This is a genomic window from Oryzisolibacter propanilivorax, from assembly GCF_900103645.1.
Taxonomy (GTDB): domain Bacteria; phylum Pseudomonadota; class Gammaproteobacteria; order Burkholderiales; family Burkholderiaceae_C; genus Melaminivora; species Melaminivora propanilivorax.
In genome coordinates this window covers 271,210-291,767 of sequence record NZ_FNHP01000001.1, presented here as the reverse complement: position 1 = coordinate 291,767, position 20,558 = coordinate 271,210, and the positions used below count along the sequence as shown (strand labels likewise).

The window sequence follows — 20,558 nt, the reverse complement described above, 5'->3', positions numbered from 1 at the left end:
CCGCGCCGCCGCGGGTGTCCGGTATGTCTGGCGCCGGGAACGCCGTTGAAGAAGGTGGACAACACTGGCCGTGGGGCTTGGCGCACCCGCGCAACTGAATACGGCACCAACCAAGCCGGGCGGTGGGGGACGAGACAGGCCGTGCCGTGCCGCGCTCAATGGAAATCCCGACTGCCCCCCAGCGCCCCGGCCAGCCGGCCCAGCAGCGGCGTGCAGTCGCGCATCCGCTCGGCCACCAGGTGACACACGGGCACGCTGGCATCTGGCGCCGCATGCCGCTGCCAGCGGCCCTGCACCGCCAGCAGGCGCGCGCGCAACAGCGGTTCGCGCCAGCGCTCGAGCACCGTCGGCCAGACGATGACGTTGACCGGGCCTGATTCGTCCTCCAGCGTGACGAACATGGTGCCGCCGGCCGAGCCCGGACGCTGGCGCACGGTAACGATGCCGCAGGCGCGCACCTGCCGGCCGTCGGGCACGGCGCGCAGCTCCCAGGCGGTGCGCACGTGCAGGCGGGTCAGCCGTTCGCGCAGCAGTGCCAATGGATGACGGCGCAGCGTCAGGCCGGTGGCGGCGTAGTCGAAGGTGATGTCCTCGCCCTCGGGCACGGCAGGCAGCGCCGGCGCTGCCTCGTGCACCGGTGCGGTGCCCAGCAGCGGCGTGGCGGGCAGCTGCCCGGCCGCGTCCCACATCTGCTGGCGCCGGTGGCCCGACAGGCAGCCCAGCGCATCCGCGGCGGCCAGCGCCTGCAGATCGGTGCGTGCCAGCTGCGCGCGCAGCGCCAGATCTTCCACGCTGGCAAAGGGTCCGCCCTCGCGGCGTGCCTGCACCAGCCGCGCGGCACCCTCCCGCGTCAGGCGGGCCGCCAGGCGCAGGCCCAGGCGCACGGCGGGCTGGGGCTGGTCCACGCCGGGCAGCGGCTGACAGGGCGGCTCCAGCGTGCAGTCATCCTCGCTCGCGGCCACGTCCACGGGCAGCACGCGCACGCCGTGGCGGCGCGCGTCCTGCACCAGCTGCGCGGGCGGATAGAAGCCCATGGGCTGGGCGTTGAGCAGCGCGGCCAGAAAACACGCCGGCTCATGCCGCTTCAGCCAGGCGCTGGCGTACACCAGCAGCGCGAAGCTGGCCGCATGGCTTTCGGGAAAGCCGTATTCGCCAAAGCCCAGAATCTGCTGGAACAGCCGGTCGGCGAAATCCTGCGGATAGCCGCGCACCTGCAGGCCGGTTTTCAGCTGCTCCTCGAAATGGTGCACGCCGCCGCGGCGCCGCCACGCGGCCATGGAGCGGCGCAGCGCGTCGGCGTCGCCCGGCGTGAAGCCGGCGGCGTCGATGGCGATCTGCATGACCTGCTCCTGGAAGATGGGCACGCCCAGGGTACGGCCCAGCACGTGCGCCAGCTGCGGGAACTCCATCGGGTACGGCCCGGTGTGGCCGGCGCGCACCAGCGCCCGGTGGTGCGCCCGCGCCCGCAGGTAGGGGTGCACCATCCCGCCCTGGATGGGGCCGGGCCGCACGATGGCCACCTGCACCACCAGGTCGTAGAAGGTGCGCGGCTGCAGGCGCGGCAGCATGCCCATCTGCGCGCGGCTCTCGATCTGGAACACGCCCACGGTGTCGGCGGCGCAGGCCATGGCGTAGGTGGCGGCGTCCTCCTGCGGAATGTCGGCCAGATCCCAGACCTGGCCGCGCAGCGCGGCGCGCGCCTCCAGGCAGCGGCGCAGCGCGCTGAGCATGCCCAGCGCCAGCACATCCACCTTCAACAGACCCATGGCGTCCAGATCGTCCTTGTCCCACTGGATGACCGAGCGCCCGGGCATGGCGGCCGGCTCGACCGGCACCAGCCGGGTCAGCTTGCCCTCGGTCAGCACGAAGCCGCCCACGTGCTGGCTCAGGTGGCGCGGCAGGCCGCGCAGGGCGTGCGCCAGTTCCAGCCAGAGCGCCGCCTGATGCGCGTGCAGCGGCTCGTCCAGGGTGCCTGCCAGCGCCTGCAGATGTTCGGGCGCGCGCAGGTCGTCGAACCAGTGGTGGTCCCGAGCGAAGGCGTCCACCAGCCGCGGCGCCACGCCCAGCGCCTTGCCGGCGTCGCGCAGCGCGCTGCGCGTGCGCCAGCAGATGACCACCGCGGCCAGCGCGGCGCGCTCGCGGCCGTAGCGGGTGTAGAGGTACTGGATGACGGTCTCGCGCCGGTCGTGCTCGAAGTCCACGTCGATGTCCGGCGGCTCGCCGCGCTCCTTGCTGATGAAGCGCTCGAACAGCAGCTGCGACTGCGCCGGGTCGACCGCGGTGATGCCAAGCACGAAACAGACCGCCGAATTGGCCGCCGAGCCACGCCCCTGGCACAGGATGCCCTGGCTGCGCGCGTAGCGCACGATGTCGTGCACGGTGAGGAAATACATCTCGTAGCCGCACTCCTGGATCAGCGCCAGCTCGTGCTCGATGCGGTCCCTGACGCGCTCGGGCACGCCGGCGGGGTAGCGCGCGCGGGCGCCCTCCCAGGTCAACCAGGCCAGGGTCTGCGCGGCAGTGGTGCCGGGCAGCACGGTTTCCTGCGGGTAGCGGTAGCGGATCTCGCGCAGATCGAACCGGCAGCGTGCGGCGATCTGCAGCGTGGCCGCCAGCAGCGGCGCCGGATACAGCCCCGCCAGCTGGCTGCGCGGGCGCAGGCACTGCTCGGCATGCGGCTGCAGCGCGGCGCCGCACTCGGCCACGCTGCGGCCCAGGCGCACGGCGGTCAGCACATCGTGCAGCGGCTTGGCCGAGCGCGCGTGCAGGCGCACGTCGCCAGCGGCCACCAACAGCAGGTCCAGCTGCCGGCCGAGCTGCTGCAGGGTGCGCAGCCACAGCGCATCGTCGGCCGCCAGGTGCAGCTGCACCGCCAGCCAGCATTTATGGTCAAAAAGGGCTGCAGCCCTTGAAACACATGCGCCTATAGCTATTGAATCCGTAGCATCAGGAAAGGCTTGGCGGCGCGGTGCCAACAGCACCTCGCAGCCCTGGCGCAGCAGCGGCCAGGGCGATGCATCGTCCACCTGGTAGCCGCCCTTGGATCCGCGCGCGCGCGCGGCGGTGATGAACTCGCACAGGTTGCCCCAGCCCTGCGCGTCGCGCACCAGCACCACGATGCGCACGTCGCCCAGCAGGAATTCGCTGCCCACGATCAGCCGCAACCCGGCCTGCAGCGCCGCGCCATGCGCACGCACCACGCCGGCGACCGAGCACTCGTCGGTCAGCGCCAGCGCGGCATAGCCCAGGGCCTGCGCGCGCTCGACCAGCTCGTGCGGGTGCGAGGCGCCGCGCTGAAAGGAAAAGCAGCTCAGGGCGTGCAGCTCGGCATAGCCGGGCAGCGCGGGCGGCAGCAGCGGCGCCGTCATGCGTACACCCCGTGCAGGAACCACGCACCGCTGGCGCGGTCGCGGAAGATCCAGACCCAGCCGGCCAGTGCGTTGTGGGCGACGAAGTAGTCGCGCCGCGCCAGGCCCTGGCCGTGCTCGCCGCCGTGCGGCTCCCACCAGCCGGCCTCGATGCGCTCGGGGCCGGCCAGCAGCACCAGCGGCTGGTCGTGCAGCAGCGGCCGGTCGCCCTGCAGCCGCAGCGCCTGCGGCGGGCGCACCAGCCAGCCGGGCCACAGCGCAGCGCGCTTGTTGCCACAGGCACCGTCATCGGACGCACTGCCGCCGGCCTGGACCGGCGCGCCGCTGGAAGGCGGCATGCGGCGTGCCGCTGCGGACAGCGGCCTGTGCGGCTGCGCCAGCGCCGGCATGTGCCAGCGCTGCATGCGTTCCGGCCGGTGGTCGGCATGCAGCTCGGGCGTGTGCAGGCTGGCTGCGCCCAGGCGCGCGGCCAGGCGCTCCAGCAGCTGGTGCCAGGGCTCGCCCGGAGGGCAATCGTCCACGCCTGCCGCGGGCGGCAGCAGGCCTCGGGTGCCGGCATGCAGCGGCGCCGTCTGCCGGCTGCGCAGCGCCAGCCGGCCGGCGGGGGCGGCCAGCACCTGGCGCGCCAGCCGTTCAGACAGCAAGCGGCGCAGGTGCGCCATGTCCCGCAGCGGCTCGGCGGTGCGCAGCACCAGCGACTGCCAGTCCGGCAGTCGCTGTCCGTCCACCCGGCGCAATGCATGCTGCCAAGCCAGTTCCAGCACCAGCACGCCCTGCTGGCGTGCGCGCAGCCAGGCCTGCAGCGCATCCAGCAGGTGCTGGCCGTATTGCAGCAACGCCGGCGCTGAATCGACGGGCGCGGGCAGCTCGAGCTGTAGATCAAACGCTTCTGGCAACTGCAGCCAGTCCCAGGCCTGCTCCTGCGTACCCCAGGCCTGGTCCATCGCCGTCAGGCAGTCCTGGCCAAAGCGCCGCGCCACCCCGGCGCGCGGCAGGCTGCGCAGCGCGCCCCAGGTGCGGCAGCCCAGGTGCGCCAGGGCCTGGGCATGCGGGCGCAGCGCGCTGAGCGTGTCCAGCGGCAGGTCGTGCGGCACGCACGCCGGCCGGCGGCGATCCCGCAGCTGCAGGCGCAGCAGCGCCAGCGCCTGCTGGGCGGTGGCACCTTCGGCCCAGCAGCGCACGTCGGGGGCACCGGGCGCCGCGTGATGCAGGCGCGTGCGCAGGGCTGGCAGGCCGCCCCACAGGCGCAGGGTGCCGGACACCTCGAGCACCAGCGCTTCTTCCAGGATCGCCACGCACGGCGTGAAGCCCAGCGCCCACCAGCCGCGCGCGGCCGTCGGGACGCCAGGGTCAGGCGCTTCACAGGGCGGCAGCTGCCATGCCAGCCAGTGCGGCGTTGCCATGGAAATCCTCGGACATCGGAACGCCCGGCGCCACGTCGGCGCCCGGCCCGGCCTGCGGCAGCAACTGCCGCTGCATCTGCCGGCGCCGCTGCGCCTGGGCGGCCAGCACCTGGCGCAGCAGCGCCGGACCGGCGGGCAGCGCCACCGGCCGCTCCACCGGCGGGCCGCGGCGCTTGAGCACCTGCACCTGCAGCGCCTGCTGCGCTGCCTGCAGCCACAGCCGCAGCGGCGCCGGCGACGCCGCCAGCCGGGCCTGCACCGGCCGCACCACCCACAGCAGCTGCCGGTGCTGCACGGCAGCCAGCTGCAAGCGGCGCAACACCGGCGCGGTCGCCTGCGGCAGCCACGCCAGCACGGCGCGCACGTCGCGGCAGCGCAGCGCCTGCTCGCAGGCCCAGGCGGCGGCCAGCGCGGCGTCGCCCGGCCGGCCGGCTGCCGGGCGTACCCAGCACAGCCGTTCGGGCGGCAACCCGGCGGCCTGCAGCGCAGGCGCGAAAGGCTCCAGCGGCGGCGCGACCAGCACCGCGTAGCCGCCAGCCTGACCCAGCCGCGCAGCCAGGGCCGGCAGCACCAGCGCCCATTCGCTGCGCGCCGCGGGCGCCAGCAGCAGTTCGCACAGCGCGCCCAGCGGCCAGCCGCCGGCGGGCAGCACGGCGTCCAGCGCCGCATGGCCGCTGGGCACCACCGGCTGCGGCGCGCCCAGCCAATCCTGGCCACGCCACAGTCCGGGCAGCTCGGGAATGGAAGGAGAAAAGGCAGGCATGTGCACAGGTCTTTCGATACCTGTACAAATATACAGTATCCGACCGCTTGTGCGGCGCTTGCGGCGCTTGCGGAGCGCGCGTCGCCGTCGGACGACAGGCCTGCCCAGGCAGACAGGCAGCTTCAGGCGGGCGGCGTCTGCGCCTGCTCGACCCGCTGCGCCAGCGCGTCGCCCCATTGGGCCACGGCCTGGTCGGCTGGATCGGGGCTGTCGTGCAGGCGCGGCCAGCGGCCGTGCGCGGCATCGACCACGCCCTGCAGCTGCCACAGCGCCTCGCGCCCCAGCAGCACCAGCTCGGCCAGGCCGTCCTCGTCGTCCTGCAGCTGGTCCAGCGCCTGGGCCTGTTGCTGCGGGTGCGAGCCGGCCTCGAACAGCGCTTTTTGCAGCGCCACCAGCTGCTGGGTGACGAAGGCGCAGGCGCGCCCGCCCTGCGGTGCGAAGGCCTCGGGCGGCAGATCGAGGCAGCGCCGGTCCCAATCCTCCAGCGCTGTGTTCAGCAACCCGACCAGCGTCTGCACGTGTGCCGGGCGTGCACACAGCGGCTTCTGCGAGGCGTGCTGGTCCAGCGCCGGCAGCAGGCCAGCCGCCAGCGCCGGGGGAAAGCGCCGGTGGCCCATGCGCAGCGTCAGCGACAGGCGTTGGGCGCCGCCCTCGTCGGCATATTTCTCGAAAAATCCGGCCGTCACCTCGGCCAGCAGCAGCACCTGGCCCAGCGGCGAGATCTGCGCGCCGCGCAGGCCGCGCGGATAGCCGCTGCCGTCCATGCGCTCATGGTGCTCCAGCACCGCCTGCACCACGGCCGGCGGATAGCTGCCCTGCGCCTGTACCACCAGCGCCGCCGTGACCGGGTGCACCAGCAGCTCCTTGCGTCGCTCGCCGGTCAGGCGCTGGCGCGGGTCGCGCCATTCGGGCGGCATGTGCAGCACGCCAATGTCGTGCAGCAGCGCGGCAGTGGCGACACGGCCCGTGTCACGCTCATCCATGCCGGCCTGCAGCGCCAGGAAGATGCTGGTGAGCAGCATGCGCACGCTGTGCTCATACAACTGCGCATGCTGCTCGCGCATCACCGTCAGCCGAAATGCCAGCGCATGCGGCAGCACCAGCGCGCGCACCGGCGCCAGCAGGCGCTCGGCGCCACGCGGCCCGAGGGTGCGTGCCAACAGCCCGGCCAGCGCGTCTTCGGCGCACTGCTGCGTGGCCAGCTGTACCACGCCCGCGACATCGACCACGCCCTGCACCGCCAGCTGCTCATCGATGGTGCCCTGCAGCCGGTGCTGCACCAGCCGGTCGTACACGCCGCGGTCCACGCGCATGCCCTGGTCCAGCAGCTTCACGCCACGGTCGTTGTACACGGCCTGGCGCGTCGTCACCTGGCAGCGCGCGGCCATTTCGGTCACGCTGCGCAGGTAATGGGGACTGTCTTCGGCCTGGCCCGGAGGCACCACCAGGTCCGGCGCGCGGGTGTCAAGAGTGGACATGCAGGAATGGGTGGCTGGGAAGGAATGTGCAAGGAATTGGTCTGAATGTATTGCCCTTTGCCAGACGACTTACCGAACCCGGGCAGACGCAAAAAAAGCCGGGCACGCGGCCCGGCTGGTGGGGAAGCGGTGCGTCCGGTGCTCAGCGCAGCAGCGTCACGCCAGTCTTGGACTGGATATCGTCGAAACTCACGTCCGGCGCCAGTTCGACCAGCTTCAGCCCCTCGGGCGTCACGTCCAGCACGCCCAGGTCGGTGATGATGCGGTCGACCACGCCCACGCCGGTCAGCGGCAGCGTGCACTCGGGCAGGATCTTCAGATCGGTCGTGCCGTCCTTCTTGCGCGCCACATGCTCCATCAGCACGATCACGCGCTTGACGCCGGCCACCAGGTCCATGGCGCCGCCCATGCCCTTGACCATCTTGCCGGGGATCATCCAGTTGGCCAGGTCGCCCTTTTGCGATACCTGCATGGCGCCCAGGATGGACAGGTTGATCTTGCCGCCGCGGATCATGGCGAACGACTGGTCCGAGCCGAAGATGGCCGAGCCGGGCAGCGTGGTCACGGTCTGCTTGCCGGCGTTGATCAGGTCGGCATCCACCTCATCCTCGGTCGGGAACGGGCCGATGCCCAGCATGCCGTTCTCCGACTGCAGCCACACCTCCTTGGCGCCGGTGTGGTTGGCCACCAGCGTCGGGATGCCGATGCCGAGGTTCACGTAGAAGCCGTCTTCCAGCTCCTGCGCCGCGCGCGCGGCCATCTGGTCTTGGGTCCAGGGCATTGCAGTCTCCTTATTTCTTCTCGGACAGGGTGCGCTTTTCGATGCGCTTCTCGGGGGTCGGGTTGTGCACGATGCGGTGCACGTAGATGCCGGGCAGGTGCACGTCGTCCGGGGCGATCTGTCCGGTCTCGACGATCTCTTCAACCTCGACGATGCAGACCTTGCCGGCGGTGGCCGCGGCCGGGTTGAAGTTGCGTGCCGTCAGGCGAAACTGCAGGTTGCCGCTCTTGTCGGCGCGGTGCGCCTTGACGAGGGACACGTCGGGCACCAGCGAGCGCTCCATCACGTAGGTCTCACCGTCGAACTCGCGCAGCTCCTTGCCCTCGGCGACCATGGTGCCCACACCGGTCTTGGTGAAGAACGCCGGAATGCCGGCGCCGCCGGCGCGCAGCTTTTCGGCCAGCGTGCCCTGCGGGGTGAATTCCAGCTCCAGCTCGCCCGCCAGGAACTGGCGCTCGAACTCCTTGTTCTCGCCCACGTAGGAACTGATCATCTTCCTGATCTGGCGCGTCTCCAGCAGCTTGCCCAGGCCGAAGCCGTCGACGCCGGCGTTGTTGGACACCACGGTGAGGTTCTTGGCGCCGCTGTCCTTGAGCGCCTCGATCAGCGCCTCGGGAATGCCGCACAGGCCGAAGCCGCCCACGGCCAGCATATGGCCGTCCTGGACGACGCCCGCGAGCGCCTCGGCCGCGCTAGGGTAGAGCTTGTTCACTGACTGTCTCCTCTTGAGATGGGAAAAAAGCAGGTGGCGATGCGCTACGATACTACGTAGTTTTCTAAGTAGTTTTCCCTAAGCACAACCATGGACATTGCTGACTATCGCCTGGCTTTCGAGATGGCCCCCGTGGGCCTGGTGATCTCACGCAACCGCGCCATGGTGGACTGCAACCAGCACCTGTGCGAGATGTTCGGCGCCTCGCGCGAACTGCTCATCGGCCAGTCGTTCCGCATCCTGTACCCATCCGCCGACGAGTACGAGCGCCTGGGCCGGCGCATGGAACCCATCCTGAACGCCAAGGGGCACTACGCCGACAGCCGCCTCATGAGACGCGCCTGCGGCGAGATCTTCTGGTGCCATGTCTCGGGCCGGGCGCTGAACCGCGACCAGCCGCACGCCTCGGGCATCTGGAGCTTCGAGGACCTGAGCGCCGAGCGCCCGGTGCGCGCCGAGCTCACCGCGCGCGAGCGCGAGGTCGCCGCGCGGCTGCTGGACGGCATGACCAGCAAGGAGATCGGCCGGGCGCTGGAGATCAGCCACCGCACGGTGGAGATCTACCGCGCGCGCCTGATGCGCAAGTACGGCGCCTCCACCGCCGCCGACCTAGTGCAGAAGCTGCTCGTCGGTTGATACAAAAAGCATAGCTGCAGGCCCATATTCCATAAGGGCTGATGCGGTTTTTTTTACTTGAAATCCAGCCCCATTCCGCGTCGTGCCGTCTGCAGCACCTGCCTGCGGCCGCAGCGCAGCTGCATCTGCGCCGCCGTGCGCTGCGTGGCGCACCAAGCGCAGGTGCTGATCCTGCAGCACCCGCTGGAGGAGCACCACGCCAAAGGCACGGGCCGGCTGCTGCACCTGTGCCTGGCGCGCAGCCGGCTGCTGGTGGGCGAGGCCTTCGCGCCCGATGCGCTGGCGCACGCACTGCACGGGCCGTGGGACGCTGGCAGCCATGAGAAGCCGCGCCACACGCTGCTGCTGTACCCGCCCACGCCGCCCGGCGGCGCGCTGTCCGTGCGCGCGCCGCCGCCCCTGCCCGCCAACTGGCTGGCCGCGCCCGAACGTCTGCGGCTGGTGCTGCTGGACGCCACCTGGCGCAAGAGCCGGCGCATGCTGTGGGCCAACCCGCAGCTGCAGCAGCTGCCGCGCCTGGCGCTCGAAGAAGCCGCCCTGCCCGCATCGCGCTACGCCGTGCGCCGCGCCCACGCGCCGCACCAGCGCAGCACGCTGGAGGCCACGGCCCAGGCGCTGGCGCAGCTCGAACCCGACAACGCCCAACTGCCGGCGGCGCTGCACGCAGCCATGGACGCCTTCGTCGCCCAACTGCAGGCGCAGCAGCGCAGTGGCTCGGCTATGCTGACCGCGCCGCCCCCGGCTTCGTGAACCACCCGCCTGCAGGAGACCCGCCCCATGTCCGAGCGCTACCCCCACCCCGACCTGAACAGCCTGCCCGAGGACATCCGCGCGCGCATCGCGCAGGTGCAGGAAAAAGCCGGCTTCATTCCCAACGTGTTCCTGGCGTTCGCGCGCCGCCCGGCCGAGTGGCGCGCGTTCTTCGCCTACCACGACGCGCTGATGGAGCCCGAGAGCGCCGGGCGCAGCAGTGGCCTGACCAAGGGCGAGCGCGAGATGATCGTCACCGCCACCAGCGCCGCCAACCAGTGCCTGTACTGCGTGGTGGCGCACGGCGCCATCCTGCGCATCCACGAAAAGAAGCCGTTCGTGGCCGACCAGGTGGCGATCAACCCCGCCAAGGCCGACATCAGCGCGCGGCAGAAGGCGATGCTGGACTTCGCCATGAAGGTCTGCTTGCGCTCGCAGGATGTGGGCGAGGCGGATTTCGCCGCCCTGCACGCGCATGGCTGGGGCGACGAGGACATCTGGGACATCGCCGCCATCACGGCGTTTTTCGGCATGTCCAACCGCATGGCCAGCTTCGCCGGCATGCAGCCGAACCCGGAGTTCTACCTGATGGGCCGCGTGCCGCGCGAGAAGAAGCCGGCCAATTGAATGCTCCTTGAAAAATAGCTGCAGGCCCTTGATTCTTGAGGGCCTGCACCCTTTTTGATGTTCAAGAGGCGCGGCGGCAGCTGGCCCAGGCGTCCAGTTCCGGCCGATAGCTGGGCGAGCGCACGTCCAGCGCGCCCAGCACCGTGTGGTACAGGTTGTCGTGCGTCAGCGGCGCCTGCCGGCCGGTCTCCAGGCAGGCCACGTCCAGGTGCTGGCGCTGGCGCAGCGGCGCGTCCAGCCAGGCGATCATCGGCACGTGCTTTTGCACGTCGGGCGCCATGGCGTAGGGCATGCCGTGCAGGAACAGTCCGTACTCGCCCAGCGACTCGCCGTGGTCGCTCAGGTACAGCAGGCCGGTGTCGTAGTCGGCCGTGCGCGTGCGCAGCCAGTCGATGGTGTGCGCCAGGAAGGCATCGGTGGCGGCGATGCTGTTGTCGTAGGCGTTGACCAGCTCGCCGTGCGCGCAGTCGGCCAGCACTTCGGTGCGGCATTCCGGCAGGAAGACTTTCTGGTTCTGCCCGGATCGCTTGTGGTACGCCGGGCCATGGCTGCCCATCTGGTGCAGCACCAGCAGCACGCCGGCGGCGCGCTGCGCGGGTGGCAGGGCCGCCAGGCGCGCGTCCAGCCCCACCAGCAGCGCCTCGTCGCGGCACTCGCCGCCGTCGCACAGCTGCTGGCGCTGGGCCGGCGACAAGGCATCCACGGCCTGGGCATGCGGCACACGTTCGCACACGCCCTTGCAGCCGGACTGGTTGTCCACCCACAGCACCGCCATGCCGGCGGCCTGCACCACGTCCAGCAGGTTCTCGGTGTCGGCCTTGCGCGACTCGAACGCCGCCTTGCCCAGCGGCGAGAACATGCACGGCAGCGACGCCAGCGTGCTGGTGCCGCACGAGCGCACGTTGCCCCACGACAGCACGCCGCGCCGCGCCAGCTCGGGCGTGGTGTCCCGGCCGTAGCTGTTCAGGCCGAAGTGGTCGGCACGCGCCGTCTCGCCCACCACCAGCACGAGCAGCGGCGGCCGTGCCTGTCCGGCGTGGCTGGCGCCCAGGGCCGCGCCGGCGCCCATCGGCACCAGGGTACGGCTGCGCGCAAAGGCCGGCCGCACCAGCGCCGTGGCGGTCGAATACAGGCTGGCCAGCGGGTTCATCAGGTAGCGCAGCTGCGGGTGGTTGCGCATCAGCGGCGCCAGGTCGCGCGCGTCCACCAGCACCGTGGCGCCGGCCACGGCCAGCGCCAGCGCCAGCAGCACCAGGTTGCGCGCCACCTGGCGCAGCACCGGCAGCGCCGGGATGCGCACCCGTGCCAGCCACCAGGTCGGCAGCGCGAGCACCGCCAGCACCGCCAGCGCCATGCGCGCGCCCAGCAAATCGCGCACCTCGTGCAGGTCGGTCTGCAGCACGTTGGCGGCCATGCCCGGGTCCATGACCACGCTGTAGGTCAGCATGTAGTACTGCGCCAGCGCGGCAACGGCCGCCACCAGCCACCACACCAGGCGCATGCCGCGCGTCCAGGCAGTGAACGCCAGGATCGCCACCTGGCCACACACCAGCAGCAGCGCCAGCGCCAGGCCGGAGCGCAAATACAGGCTGGGCGCGCCGCCCACGCGCGCCAGCTGCAGCCACAGCGGCACGTTCGCCACCAGCGCCAGGTAGAGCGCCAGGCGCAGCACGACCTGCTGCGCGCTCAGGGGCCGGGCCAGCCAGCCATCGATGCGGCGCAGCAGCTGCCAGACGGGTTGCAGCAGGGAGCCGGCAAAGGCCGGCCGGGGAGACAAGGTGGAGAAGGCCATGACGGCGGATGCTCGCCGCGCCACCTGAAAGCGACCTGAAACGCGCGTTCAGCCAGCGTTCAGCTGCCGGTTTCCAGCCGCGGCGCGGCGCGCGTCCCAGGCGCGTACCAGCGCCTCGACCACCACGCCCACCGTCCAGCAGATCCACGCCGTCCACAGCGTGTGGCTCAGGTAGTGCGCGCCGCGCAGCTGCTGCGCCACACCCAGCACTGCCCCGGCCAGCAGCGCCAGCACCAGCCAGCGCGTGGCCAGGCGCGGCAGCGCACGGCGCAGGACGCACCAGCCGGCCACGAAGGCCAGAGCCGCCGAGGCGTGTCCGGCCGGGAAGCAATGGCCGCTGCCGCCATCGCGCACGCCCCACAGCCAGTGCGAGACATAGGCCGCGCTGCCGCCGAACTCCGCCAGGTCCCACGGGCAGCTGGTGCTGCTGGCGCGCTTGAGCGCCGTGATGGCCAGCATGGCCAGCAGGATGGAGCCGACCAGCTGCCAGCGATCGCGCGGCGCCAGGCGCCGCAGAAAGCCCCAGGGCCGCCACGCGCCCAGCGCCAGCGCCAGCAGCAGCGCGCTGCTGGCCCAGCGCGGCAGGCTGTGCAGCAGCAGCACGTACAGCGCATGCCCGCGCCAGGCGAAGCCGCTGGCGCCGCCCGACAGGCGCGCCAGCGCCAGGTCCAGCCCGCCGGCATCCCACAGCAGCAGGGGCACCAGCAGCAGCACGGTGCACGCGGCCAGGCGCCGCAGGGACAGAGGTGGGACGGCAGGAACGGACATGGGCTCACCAGCGTGAAGCAATCAAACGGCCAGACTAGGCGGCCGCGCTGAACGGCGCCTGAACACCCGCCGCGCCTACACTGGCGGCCCTGTTCATGAGCCCCGGCCTTCGACGGCCCGCCGACCATGCGCCTGCTGCTGGTAGAAGACGACACTGCCCTGTGCGCCGCCGTGTGCGGCTACCTGCGCGCCAAGGCCTTCGTGGTGGACGTGGCCACCACGCTGGGCGAGGCACGCGCCGCACTGCACGGCGCGCGCTACGCGGCGCTGCTGCTGGACCTGCATCTGCCCGACGGCGACGGCCTGACGCTGCTGCGCGAGCTGCCCGCGTCAAAGGAGCGCCCCATCGTCATCGTGCTGACCGCGCGCGACCAGGTCAGCGACCGCATCCGCGGACTGGACGCGGGCGCCGATGACTACCTGGTCAAGCCCTACGACCCGGCCGAGCTGCTGGCGCGGTTGCGCGCCGTCGAGCGCCGGCGCACCGACGCGCAGGCGCCGCTGCTGCAACTGGGCGCGCTGCAGATCGACCTGGGCGCCGAGCAGGTGCGCCGCGCCGGCCTGCCGGTGGCGCTGACGGCCAAGGAATGGGCGCTCTTGCGCGTGCTGGCCACGCGCGCGCACCGGGTGCACACGCGCGAGGCGCTGCAGGACGCGCTGTACGGCTGGGGCGACGAATCCGACAGCAACACGCTGGAGGTCTTCATCAGCCGGCTGCGCAAGAAGCTCGGGCGCGAGCACATCGAGACCGTGCGCGGCCTGGGCTACCGGCTGGCGGCACCCAGCGCGCCGGACGCTGCGCCATGAGGGCGCGGCCCACGCGCGCCTGGCTGCATGCGCAGACACTGGCCGGGCGGCTGGCGCGCACGCTCATCCTGTGGGTCGGCGGGGTGTGGCTGGCCTGCGTGCTGGGCGTGGTCTGGTATGTCGATGGCGAGATCAACTACAACTTCGACAGCGAGCTGATCGAGGTCTCGCACCGGCTGTTCGGCATTGCGCTGGAGCACCTGGACGCCGCCGGCCCGACACCGGACGGGGCGCCGCGCGCCATGCCCGCGCCGCAGGATTTTGCCGACGCCGAGGTGCCCTACCGGTTGGTCGGCAGCGACACGCGCGAGCTGGCGCACTCGTCCAGCGCCCGCGACGGGCAGTTCGACGTGCCGCTGGCCACGGGCTTCGCCGACCAGGGCGAGTGGCGCATCTACACGCTGCGCCATCCCACGCGGCCGGTGTATTTGCAGGTGGCCGACCCGCTGCACGAGCGCCGCGAGGCGGTGAACCGCACCTTGGTTGGCCTGATCGTGCCGCTGGTGGCGGTGCTGCCCCTGCTAGCCTGGCTGCTGCGGCGCATCGCCCGGCGCCAACTGCGCGTGCTGGAGGCGCTGGCGCGCGAGATCGGCCTGCGCGACGGCGCGCTGCTCACCCCCATCGCCCTGCCCGGCCTGCCGCACGAACTGCGCAGCGTCGAGGAGCACGTGAACCACCTGCTGCAGCGCCTGTCGCTGGCGCTGGACGTGGAGCGTGCCCTGGCGGCCAACGCCGCGCACGAGCTGCGCACGCCGCTGGCCGCGGCCCGGCTGCGGCTGCAGACCGCGCTGGACCATGGGCTGGCGCGCACCGACGTGCAGGCGGCGCTGGACGCGCTCGGCACGCTGGCCCAGCGCACGGAGAAGCTGCTGCAGCTCTCGCGCGCCGAATCCAGCGCGCCGCTGGCGCGCGAGGCCGTGCCGCTGGAGCCCCTGGCGACCCAGGTGGCGCAGGAATTCTGGGCCGACGAGGCGCTGGTGGACCGGCTGGACCTGGTGGTGGCGCCGGACGCCGCGCACGCCGTGGCCGGGGATGTCGATGCCTTGGGCATCGCGCTGCGCAACCTGGTGGAAAACGCCCTGCGCTACAGCGCCGGCAGCGCGGTCGAGCTGCGCGTCGGCCCCGGGCCGGTGCTGGCGGTGCGCGATGCCGGCCCCGGCGTGCCCGCGCACGCGCTGGATGGCCTGCGCCAGCGCCACGTGCGCGCCAGCGCCGACCGTGCCGGCTACGGGCTGGGGCTGTCCATCGTGGCCAGCATCGCCGAGCGGCACCAGGCGCGGCTGGTGCTGGCCTCGCCGCCGCCCGGCCAGGCGCGCGGCTTCGAGGCGCGACTGGAGCTGCAACCCGGCTGACGCGCCCGGTGGGACTTCACGCCACCGCCGCCCGCAGCCACTCGGGGAGCGGCGCCGCCTTGTGCTGCGTGAAATCGACCCACATCAGCGTGGCGCCGCCCTCGGCCAGCACCACCCCCGGCTGGTCCTCGCGCTCCATGGTGATCCAGGTCTCGACGGTGGTGCGCGCCGCGTCGCTGACGTAGAGCGTGAGCAAGAGCTGCGCCGGATAAGCAATCTCGCGCAGGAAGTTGCAGAAGGCGTGGGCAATGACCGCGCCCTGGCCCGGCGGCGCGGTGTCGCGGCCCACGGCGCGCATCCACTCGATGCGCACGTCCTCCATGTAGCGGAAGTACATGGCATTGTTCACATGGCCCACGGCGTCCATGTCGCCCCAGCGCACGGGCATGCGCGTCTGGTGCACCAGTTTCTTGTGTGTCGGCAGGGGAGTCTTCATGGCGCGCATTGTCCCTGGCGCCGCGCCAGCGGCGCGTGCAGCGCCGGCACCCGCGTGACAGCGGCGACGCAGGGCAGTCGGGCGGCATGCATACAATCGTCCGATTCGGCTCGCGCCATGGCGCCAAGGGCCCTGCACCTCATTATTAATTACGTCCTCCCTGGACCGAGACACCCATGACGAACGAAGACATCCTGCAGCAGTACGGGCCGCGCGAAGCCATGGAATACGACGTGGTGATCGTCGGCGGCGGCCCGGGCGGGCTGGCCACCGCCATCCGCCTCAAGCAGATGGCCGCAGCCAACGGCACCGAGGTCTCGGTGGTGGTGCTGGAAAAGGGCTCGGAGCCCGGCGCGCACATCCTGTCGGGCGCCATCATGGACCCCAAGGCCCTGACCGAGCTGATCCCCGACTGGAAGGAAAAAGGCGCTCCACTGAACCAGCCGGTAAGCGACGACGCGATGGTCTTCCTAGGCGAGAACTCGTCGTTTCGCACACCCAACTTCCTGCTGCCACCGTGCTTCCAGAACCACGGCAACTACGTCGTCAGCCTGGGCAACGTGACACGCTGGCTGGCCGAGCAGGCTGAGGGCCTGGGTGTGGAGATCTTCCCGGGCTTCGCCGCCGCCGAGGTGCTCTACCACGACGACGGCTCGGTCAAGGGCGTGGCCACGGGCAACATGGGCGTCGGCAAGGACGGCGAGCCCACCGGCGACTTCCAGCTGGGCATGGAGCTGCACGGCAAGTACACCATCTTCGCCGAAGGCGCGCGCGGCCACCTGGGCAAGCAGCTGATCGCACGCTACAAGCTCGACGACGGGCGCGACCCGCAGGCCTACGGCATCGGCGTCAAGGAGCTGTGGGAGATCGATCCGAAGCGCCACCAGCCCGGCTTCGTGCTGCACACCGCTGGCTGGCCGCTGGCCAATGACACCTATGGCGGCGGCTTCCTCTACCACCTGGAGGACAACAAGGTCACGCTGGGCTTCATCACCGGGCTGGACTATGCCAACCCCTACCTGAGCCCGTTCGAGGAAATGCAGCGCTGGAAGCTGCACCCCAACATCCGCTGGTACCTGGAGGGCGACGAGTCCCAGGGCATCAAGCCGGCCAAGCGGTTGGGCTATGGCGCGCGCGCCATCACCGCCGGCGGCCTGATGAGTCTGCCCAAGTTCGTCTTCCCCGGCGGCGCGCTGGTCGGCTGCGACGCGGGCTTCCTGAACGCCAGCCGCATCAAGGGCAGCCACGCCGCCATCAAGACCGGCATGCTGGCGGCGGACGCCGCCTTCGAGGCGATTGCCGCGGGCCGCCAGGGCGACGAACTCACCGCCTACACCCGCGCGTTCGAGTCCAGCTGGCTGCACGAGGAGCTGAACAAGGCGCGCAACTTCAAGGCCTGGTTCAAGAAGGGCCTGACCGTGGCCACGCTGGCCAACGGCATCGAGCAGTTCGTGCTGCGCGGCCACATTCCCTGGACGCTGCACCGCGACAAGCCCGACCACGCCTGCCTGAAGCCCGCGGCCGAGTGCCAGCCCATCGTCTACCCCAAGCCCGACGGCAAGCTGACCTTCGACCGCCTGTCCAGCGTGTTCGTGAGCAACACCAACCACGCCGAGGACCAGCCCGCGCACCTGAAACTCAAGGACGCGGCGGTGCCCACGCAGATCAACCTGCCGCTGTACGCCGGGCCGGAGAGCCGCTACTGCCCGGCCGGCGTGTACGAGTTCGTGCCCGACGAGGCCGCCGGCGGCAATGCCCAGCGGCTGCAGATCAACGCGCAGAACTGCGTGCACTGCAAGACCTGCGACATCAAGGACCCGACGCAGAACATCGTCTGGGTCACGCCCGAGGGCGGCGGCGGGCCGAACTACTCGGGCATGTAAAAAGCATAGCTGCAGGCCCTGACAAACAAAGGGCTTGCACCGGTTTTGCTTCAATTTCCAGCCGTGCTGTCACAACACGTACACTCCCGCTCCAGCGCACCGTGCTGCGCCGGGGCCGCGAGGACGATCCGCATTCCGAGCCCTGCTCATCGATACCCAAGGAGAGACACATGAAGAAGCTGCCCTGGATGGGCCTGGGCGCCATCGCGCTGGCCGTTGCCGCCGTGGCCCCCGCCGCCGCACAGGACATGAAGTCCGTGGCCGTGACGGCCATCGTCGAGCACCCGGCGCTGGACGCCGTGCGCGACGGCGTCAAGGACGCGCTGAAGGCCGCAGGCTACGAGGACGGCAAGAACCTGAAGTGGCAGTACCAGAGCGCCCAAGGCAACACCGGCACGGCGGCGCAGATCGCGCGCAAGTTCGTCGGCGACAAGCCGGACGCCATCGTCGCCATCGCCACCCCTTCCGCGCAGGCCGTCGTGGCCGCCACCAAGAGCGTGCCGGTGGTGTTCTCCGCCGTGACCGACCCGGTGGCCGCCAAGCTGGTGCCCAGCTGGGAGCCGTCGAAGAACAACGTCACCGGCGTGTCCGACCTGCTGGCGCTGGACAAGCAGATCGACCTGATCAAGCAGGTGGTGCCGAACGCCAAGCGCGTGGGCATGGTCTACAACCCCGGCGAGGCCAACTCGGTGGTGGTGGTCAAGGAACTCAAGGCGCTGCTGCCCAAGCACGGCATGACGCTGGTCGAGGCTTCGGCGCCGCGCTCGGTGGACGTGAGCAGCGCCGCGCGCAGCCTGGTCGGCAAGGCTGACGTGATCTACACCAACACCGACAACAACGTGGTCTCGGCCTACGAGGCGCTGGTGAAGGTGGGCCAGGACGCCAAGCTGCCGCTGGTCGCCTCGGACACCGACAGCGTCAAGCGCGGCGCCATCGCCGCTCTCGGCATCAACTACCGCGACCTGGGCGAGCAGACCGGCCGCATGGTGGTGCGCATCCTCAAAGGCGAAAAGCCCGGCGACATCAAACCCGAGGTCAGCACCAAGATGGAGCTGTTCGTGAACCCCGGCGCCGCCGAGAAGCAGGGCGTGAAGCTGTCCGACGCCCTGGTCAAGTCCGCCGCGCAAGTGGTGCAGTGACCCGCGCCTGACCCCGCTGCCGGTGGCGCTGCCCGCCGGCCCCTGCAGGAGCCTCGCCACGCGCGGGCTCCTGCTTTTCGTTGTACCGCTTCGCTGCCATGTCCCTGTTTTCCCTGCTGGGCGCCGTCGAGATCGGGCTGATCTTCAGCCTCGTCGCTTTGGGCGTGTTCATCTCGTTTCGGCTGCTGCGCTTTCCCGACCTGACGGTGGACGGCAGCTTCCCGCTGGGCGGCGCGGTCTGCGCCATCCTGATCTCCAGCGGCACCAACCCCTATGCGGCCACGCTGGCCGCCACCGCCGCGGGCGCCGTGGCCGGGCTGGTCACTGGCTGGCTGAACGTGCGCCTGAAGATCATGGACCTGCTGGCGTCCATCCTGATGATGATCGCGCTGTACTCGGTCAACCTGCGCGTGATGGGCGGGCCGAACGTGCCGCTGATCAACGACCCCACGGTGTTCACCCTGCTGCAGCCCGAGGGGCTGGAGGACTACTGGTGGCGCCCGCTGCTGCTGGTGGTGATCGTGGTCGCCGCCAAGCTGGCACTCGACTGGTTCTTCGCCACCGAGCGGGGCCTGGCGATCCGCGCCACGGGTTCGAACGCGCGCATGGCGCGCGCGCAGGGCATCAACACCGGCGCCATGGTGCTGCTGGGCATGGCAGTGTCCAACGCGCTGGTGGGACTGGCCGGCGCGCTGTTCGCGCAGACCCAGGGCGGCTCGGACATCTCCATGGGCATCGGCACCATCGTCATCGGCCTGGCCGCGGTCATCGTGGGCGAGAGCATTCTGCCCTCGCGCAAGCTGGTGCTGGCCACGCTGGCCGTCATCATCGGCGCCATCGTCTACCGCTTCTTCATCGCGCTGGCGCTGAACAGCGACTTCATCGGCCTGAAGGCGCAGGACCTGAACCTGGTCACCGCCGTGCTGGTGACCGTCGCCCTGGTCATCCCGCAGCTCAAGCGCCGCCTGCGCAGCAAGCGCGTGCCCGATGCGCCCAAGAGTCTGTGAACCCGGGGAACCCACCATGCTGAGCGCACAAGACCTGTTCATCACCTTCAACCCCGGCACGCCGATCGAGACGCGCGCGCTGCGCGGCATGTCGCTGGAGATCCCGGCCGGGCAGTTCGTGGCCGTCATCGGCTCCAACGGCGCGGGCAAGTCCACCTTTCTGAACGCCATCTCGGGCGACCTGCCGGTGGACACCGGCCGCATTGCCATCGACGGACTGGACGTGACGCGCCAGCCGGTGTGGGCGCGCGCCCAGCGCGTGGCGCGCGTGTTCCAGGACCCGATGGCCGGCACCTGCGAGGACCTGACCATCGAGGAAAACATGGCCCTGGCCCAGCAGCGCGGCACGCGCCGCAGCCTGCGCGGCGCGGTGAAGGCCAGCGAGCGCGCCATGTACCGCGACCGCTTGGCCACCCTCGGCCTGGGGCTGGAGAACCGCCTCACCGACCGCATCGGCCTGCTCTCGGGCGGCCAGCGCCAAGCAGTGAGCCTGCTGATGGCGGCGCTGCAGCCCTCGCGCATCCTGCTGCTGGACGAGCACACCGCCGCGCTGGACCCGCGCACGGCCGACTTCGTGCTGCAGCTCACCGCGCGCATCGTGGCTGAGAACAAGCTGACCACCATGATGGTCACCCACAGCATGCGCCAGGCGCTGGATGTGGGCGAGCGCACCGTCATGCTGCACCAGGGCCAGGTGGTGCTGGACGTGTCGGGCGAGGCGCGCGCGCGCATGGACGTGCCCGACCTGCTGCAGATGTTCGAGCGCGTGCGCGGCGAGAAGCTGTCGGACGACGCGCTGCTGCTGGGCTGACCGGCAAGCTCACTTTTTCATAGCACAAAGCCCTTGAGGGACAAG

At 71.1% G+C, this 20,558-nt stretch carries 18 protein-coding genes; 9 read left to right on the top strand and 9 right to left on the bottom strand.

What is annotated here, in order from left to right; translation table 11 throughout:
• Positions 1 to 155 precede the first annotated feature (155 nt).
• From BLQ61_RS01305 to BLQ61_RS01280, 6 genes are all read right to left on the bottom strand, one after another.
• Positions 156 to 3,368 carry an error-prone DNA polymerase gene (locus tag BLQ61_RS01305; protein ID WP_091565712.1) on the bottom strand — a complete coding sequence of 1,071 codons (3,213 nt, stop codon included), beginning with the start codon at positions 3,366 to 3,368 and terminating at the stop codon, positions 156 to 158.
• Positions 3,365 to 4,771, bottom strand: coding sequence for a Y-family DNA polymerase (locus tag BLQ61_RS01300; RefSeq protein ID WP_091565710.1), 1,407 nt, complete (start codon positions 4,769 to 4,771; stop codon positions 3,365 to 3,367). Before BLQ61_RS01300 ends, BLQ61_RS01305 begins: the two co-directional genes overlap by 4 nt.
• Positions 4,728 to 5,534 carry a translesion DNA synthesis-associated protein ImuA gene (imuA, locus tag BLQ61_RS01295; RefSeq protein ID WP_091565707.1) on the bottom strand — a complete coding sequence of 269 codons (807 nt, stop codon included), beginning with the start codon at positions 5,532 to 5,534 and terminating at the stop codon, positions 4,728 to 4,730. The genes BLQ61_RS01300 and imuA overlap by 44 nt, the downstream gene beginning before the upstream one ends.
• Positions 5,535 to 5,656: 122 nt before the next feature.
• Complete coding sequence (locus BLQ61_RS01290; protein WP_091565703.1) at positions 5,657 to 7,012, bottom strand: HD-GYP domain-containing protein; 1,356 nt, start codon at positions 7,010 to 7,012, stop codon at positions 5,657 to 5,659.
• Positions 7,013 to 7,154: 142 nt separating this feature from the next.
• On the bottom strand, positions 7,155 to 7,793 hold the full coding sequence (locus BLQ61_RS01285) for a 3-oxoacid CoA-transferase subunit B (protein ID WP_091565701.1): 639 nt from the start codon (positions 7,791 to 7,793) through the stop codon (positions 7,155 to 7,157).
• A 10-nt stretch (positions 7,794 to 7,803) separates the two neighbouring features.
• Positions 7,804 to 8,505 (bottom strand): CoA transferase subunit A, encoded by a 702-nt coding sequence (locus BLQ61_RS01280; RefSeq protein ID WP_091565698.1) that lies wholly within the window; start codon positions 8,503 to 8,505, stop codon positions 7,804 to 7,806.
• A 90-nt stretch (positions 8,506 to 8,595) separates the two neighbouring features.
• Between BLQ61_RS01280 and BLQ61_RS17685 the strand changes: the two genes are divergently transcribed.
• Genes BLQ61_RS17685 through BLQ61_RS01265 form a run of 3 tightly spaced genes read left to right on the top strand, consistent with a single transcriptional unit; the run spans position 8,596 to position 10,518 of the window.
• Complete coding sequence (locus tag BLQ61_RS17685) at positions 8,596 to 9,141, top strand: PAS and helix-turn-helix domain-containing protein (RefSeq protein WP_091565696.1); 546 nt, start codon at positions 8,596 to 8,598, stop codon at positions 9,139 to 9,141.
• A gap of 57 nt (positions 9,142 to 9,198) precedes the next feature.
• Positions 9,199 to 9,891, top strand: a complete 693-nt coding sequence (locus tag BLQ61_RS01270; RefSeq protein WP_091565693.1) for a tRNA-uridine aminocarboxypropyltransferase — start codon at positions 9,199 to 9,201, stop codon at positions 9,889 to 9,891.
• Between the two features lie 27 nt (positions 9,892 to 9,918).
• Positions 9,919 to 10,518: a peroxidase-related enzyme gene (locus tag BLQ61_RS01265; protein WP_091565691.1), complete on the top strand. Its 600-nt coding sequence runs from the start codon at positions 9,919 to 9,921 to the stop codon at positions 10,516 to 10,518.
• Between the two features lie 61 nt (positions 10,519 to 10,579).
• On the opposite strand, the gene BLQ61_RS01260 is transcribed toward BLQ61_RS01265, so the two are convergent.
• Together BLQ61_RS01260 and BLQ61_RS01255 are read right to left on the bottom strand one after the other, a co-directional pair.
• Positions 10,580 to 12,310 (bottom strand): phosphoethanolamine transferase, encoded by a 1,731-nt coding sequence (locus BLQ61_RS01260; protein WP_091565688.1) that lies wholly within the window; start codon positions 12,308 to 12,310, stop codon positions 10,580 to 10,582.
• Positions 12,311 to 12,358: 48 nt separating this feature from the next.
• A complete protein-coding gene (locus BLQ61_RS01255; RefSeq protein WP_091565685.1) occupies positions 12,359 to 13,078 on the bottom strand; it encodes a phosphatase PAP2 family protein in 720 nt (239 codons plus the stop codon).
• Between the two features lie 126 nt (positions 13,079 to 13,204).
• Here BLQ61_RS01255 and BLQ61_RS01250 point away from each other — a divergent pair, with 126 nt between their 5' ends.
• Together BLQ61_RS01250 and BLQ61_RS01245 are read left to right on the top strand one after the other, a co-directional pair.
• Positions 13,205 to 13,885, top strand: coding sequence for a response regulator (locus BLQ61_RS01250; RefSeq protein ID WP_091565683.1), 681 nt, complete (start codon positions 13,205 to 13,207; stop codon positions 13,883 to 13,885).
• The gene (locus BLQ61_RS01245) at positions 13,882 to 15,237 is read left to right on the top strand and encodes a sensor histidine kinase (RefSeq protein ID WP_091565680.1); all 1,356 of its coding nucleotides are present in this window, start codon (positions 13,882 to 13,884) and stop codon (positions 15,235 to 15,237) included. The genes BLQ61_RS01250 and BLQ61_RS01245 overlap by 4 nt, the downstream gene beginning before the upstream one ends.
• Before the next feature lie 16 nt (positions 15,238 to 15,253).
• Here the strand turns inward: BLQ61_RS01245 and BLQ61_RS01240 are convergent, their stop codons facing one another.
• Positions 15,254 to 15,673 carry an acyl-CoA thioesterase gene (locus tag BLQ61_RS01240; protein ID WP_091566451.1) on the bottom strand — a complete coding sequence of 140 codons (420 nt, stop codon included), beginning with the start codon at positions 15,671 to 15,673 and terminating at the stop codon, positions 15,254 to 15,256.
• 176 nt (positions 15,674 to 15,849) lie between these two features.
• On the opposite strand from BLQ61_RS01240, the gene BLQ61_RS01235 reads away from it, so the two are divergent.
• From BLQ61_RS01235 to BLQ61_RS01220, 4 genes are all read left to right on the top strand, one after another.
• The gene (locus BLQ61_RS01235) at positions 15,850 to 17,556 is read left to right on the top strand and encodes an electron transfer flavoprotein-ubiquinone oxidoreductase (RefSeq protein WP_091565678.1); all 1,707 of its coding nucleotides are present in this window, start codon (positions 15,850 to 15,852) and stop codon (positions 17,554 to 17,556) included.
• 170 nt (positions 17,557 to 17,726) lie between these two features.
• Positions 17,727 to 18,695, top strand: coding sequence for an ABC transporter substrate-binding protein (locus tag BLQ61_RS01230; RefSeq protein WP_091565675.1), 969 nt, complete (start codon positions 17,727 to 17,729; stop codon positions 18,693 to 18,695).
• Positions 18,696 to 18,793: 98 nt separating this feature from the next.
• Positions 18,794 to 19,702 carry an ABC transporter permease gene (locus BLQ61_RS01225; RefSeq protein ID WP_091566449.1) on the top strand — a complete coding sequence of 303 codons (909 nt, stop codon included), beginning with the start codon at positions 18,794 to 18,796 and terminating at the stop codon, positions 19,700 to 19,702.
• Positions 19,703 to 19,718: 16 nt separating this feature from the next.
• Positions 19,719 to 20,513, top strand: a complete 795-nt coding sequence (locus tag BLQ61_RS01220; protein WP_091565672.1) for an ABC transporter ATP-binding protein — start codon at positions 19,719 to 19,721, stop codon at positions 20,511 to 20,513.
• Positions 20,514 to 20,558: the final 45 nt, after the last annotated feature.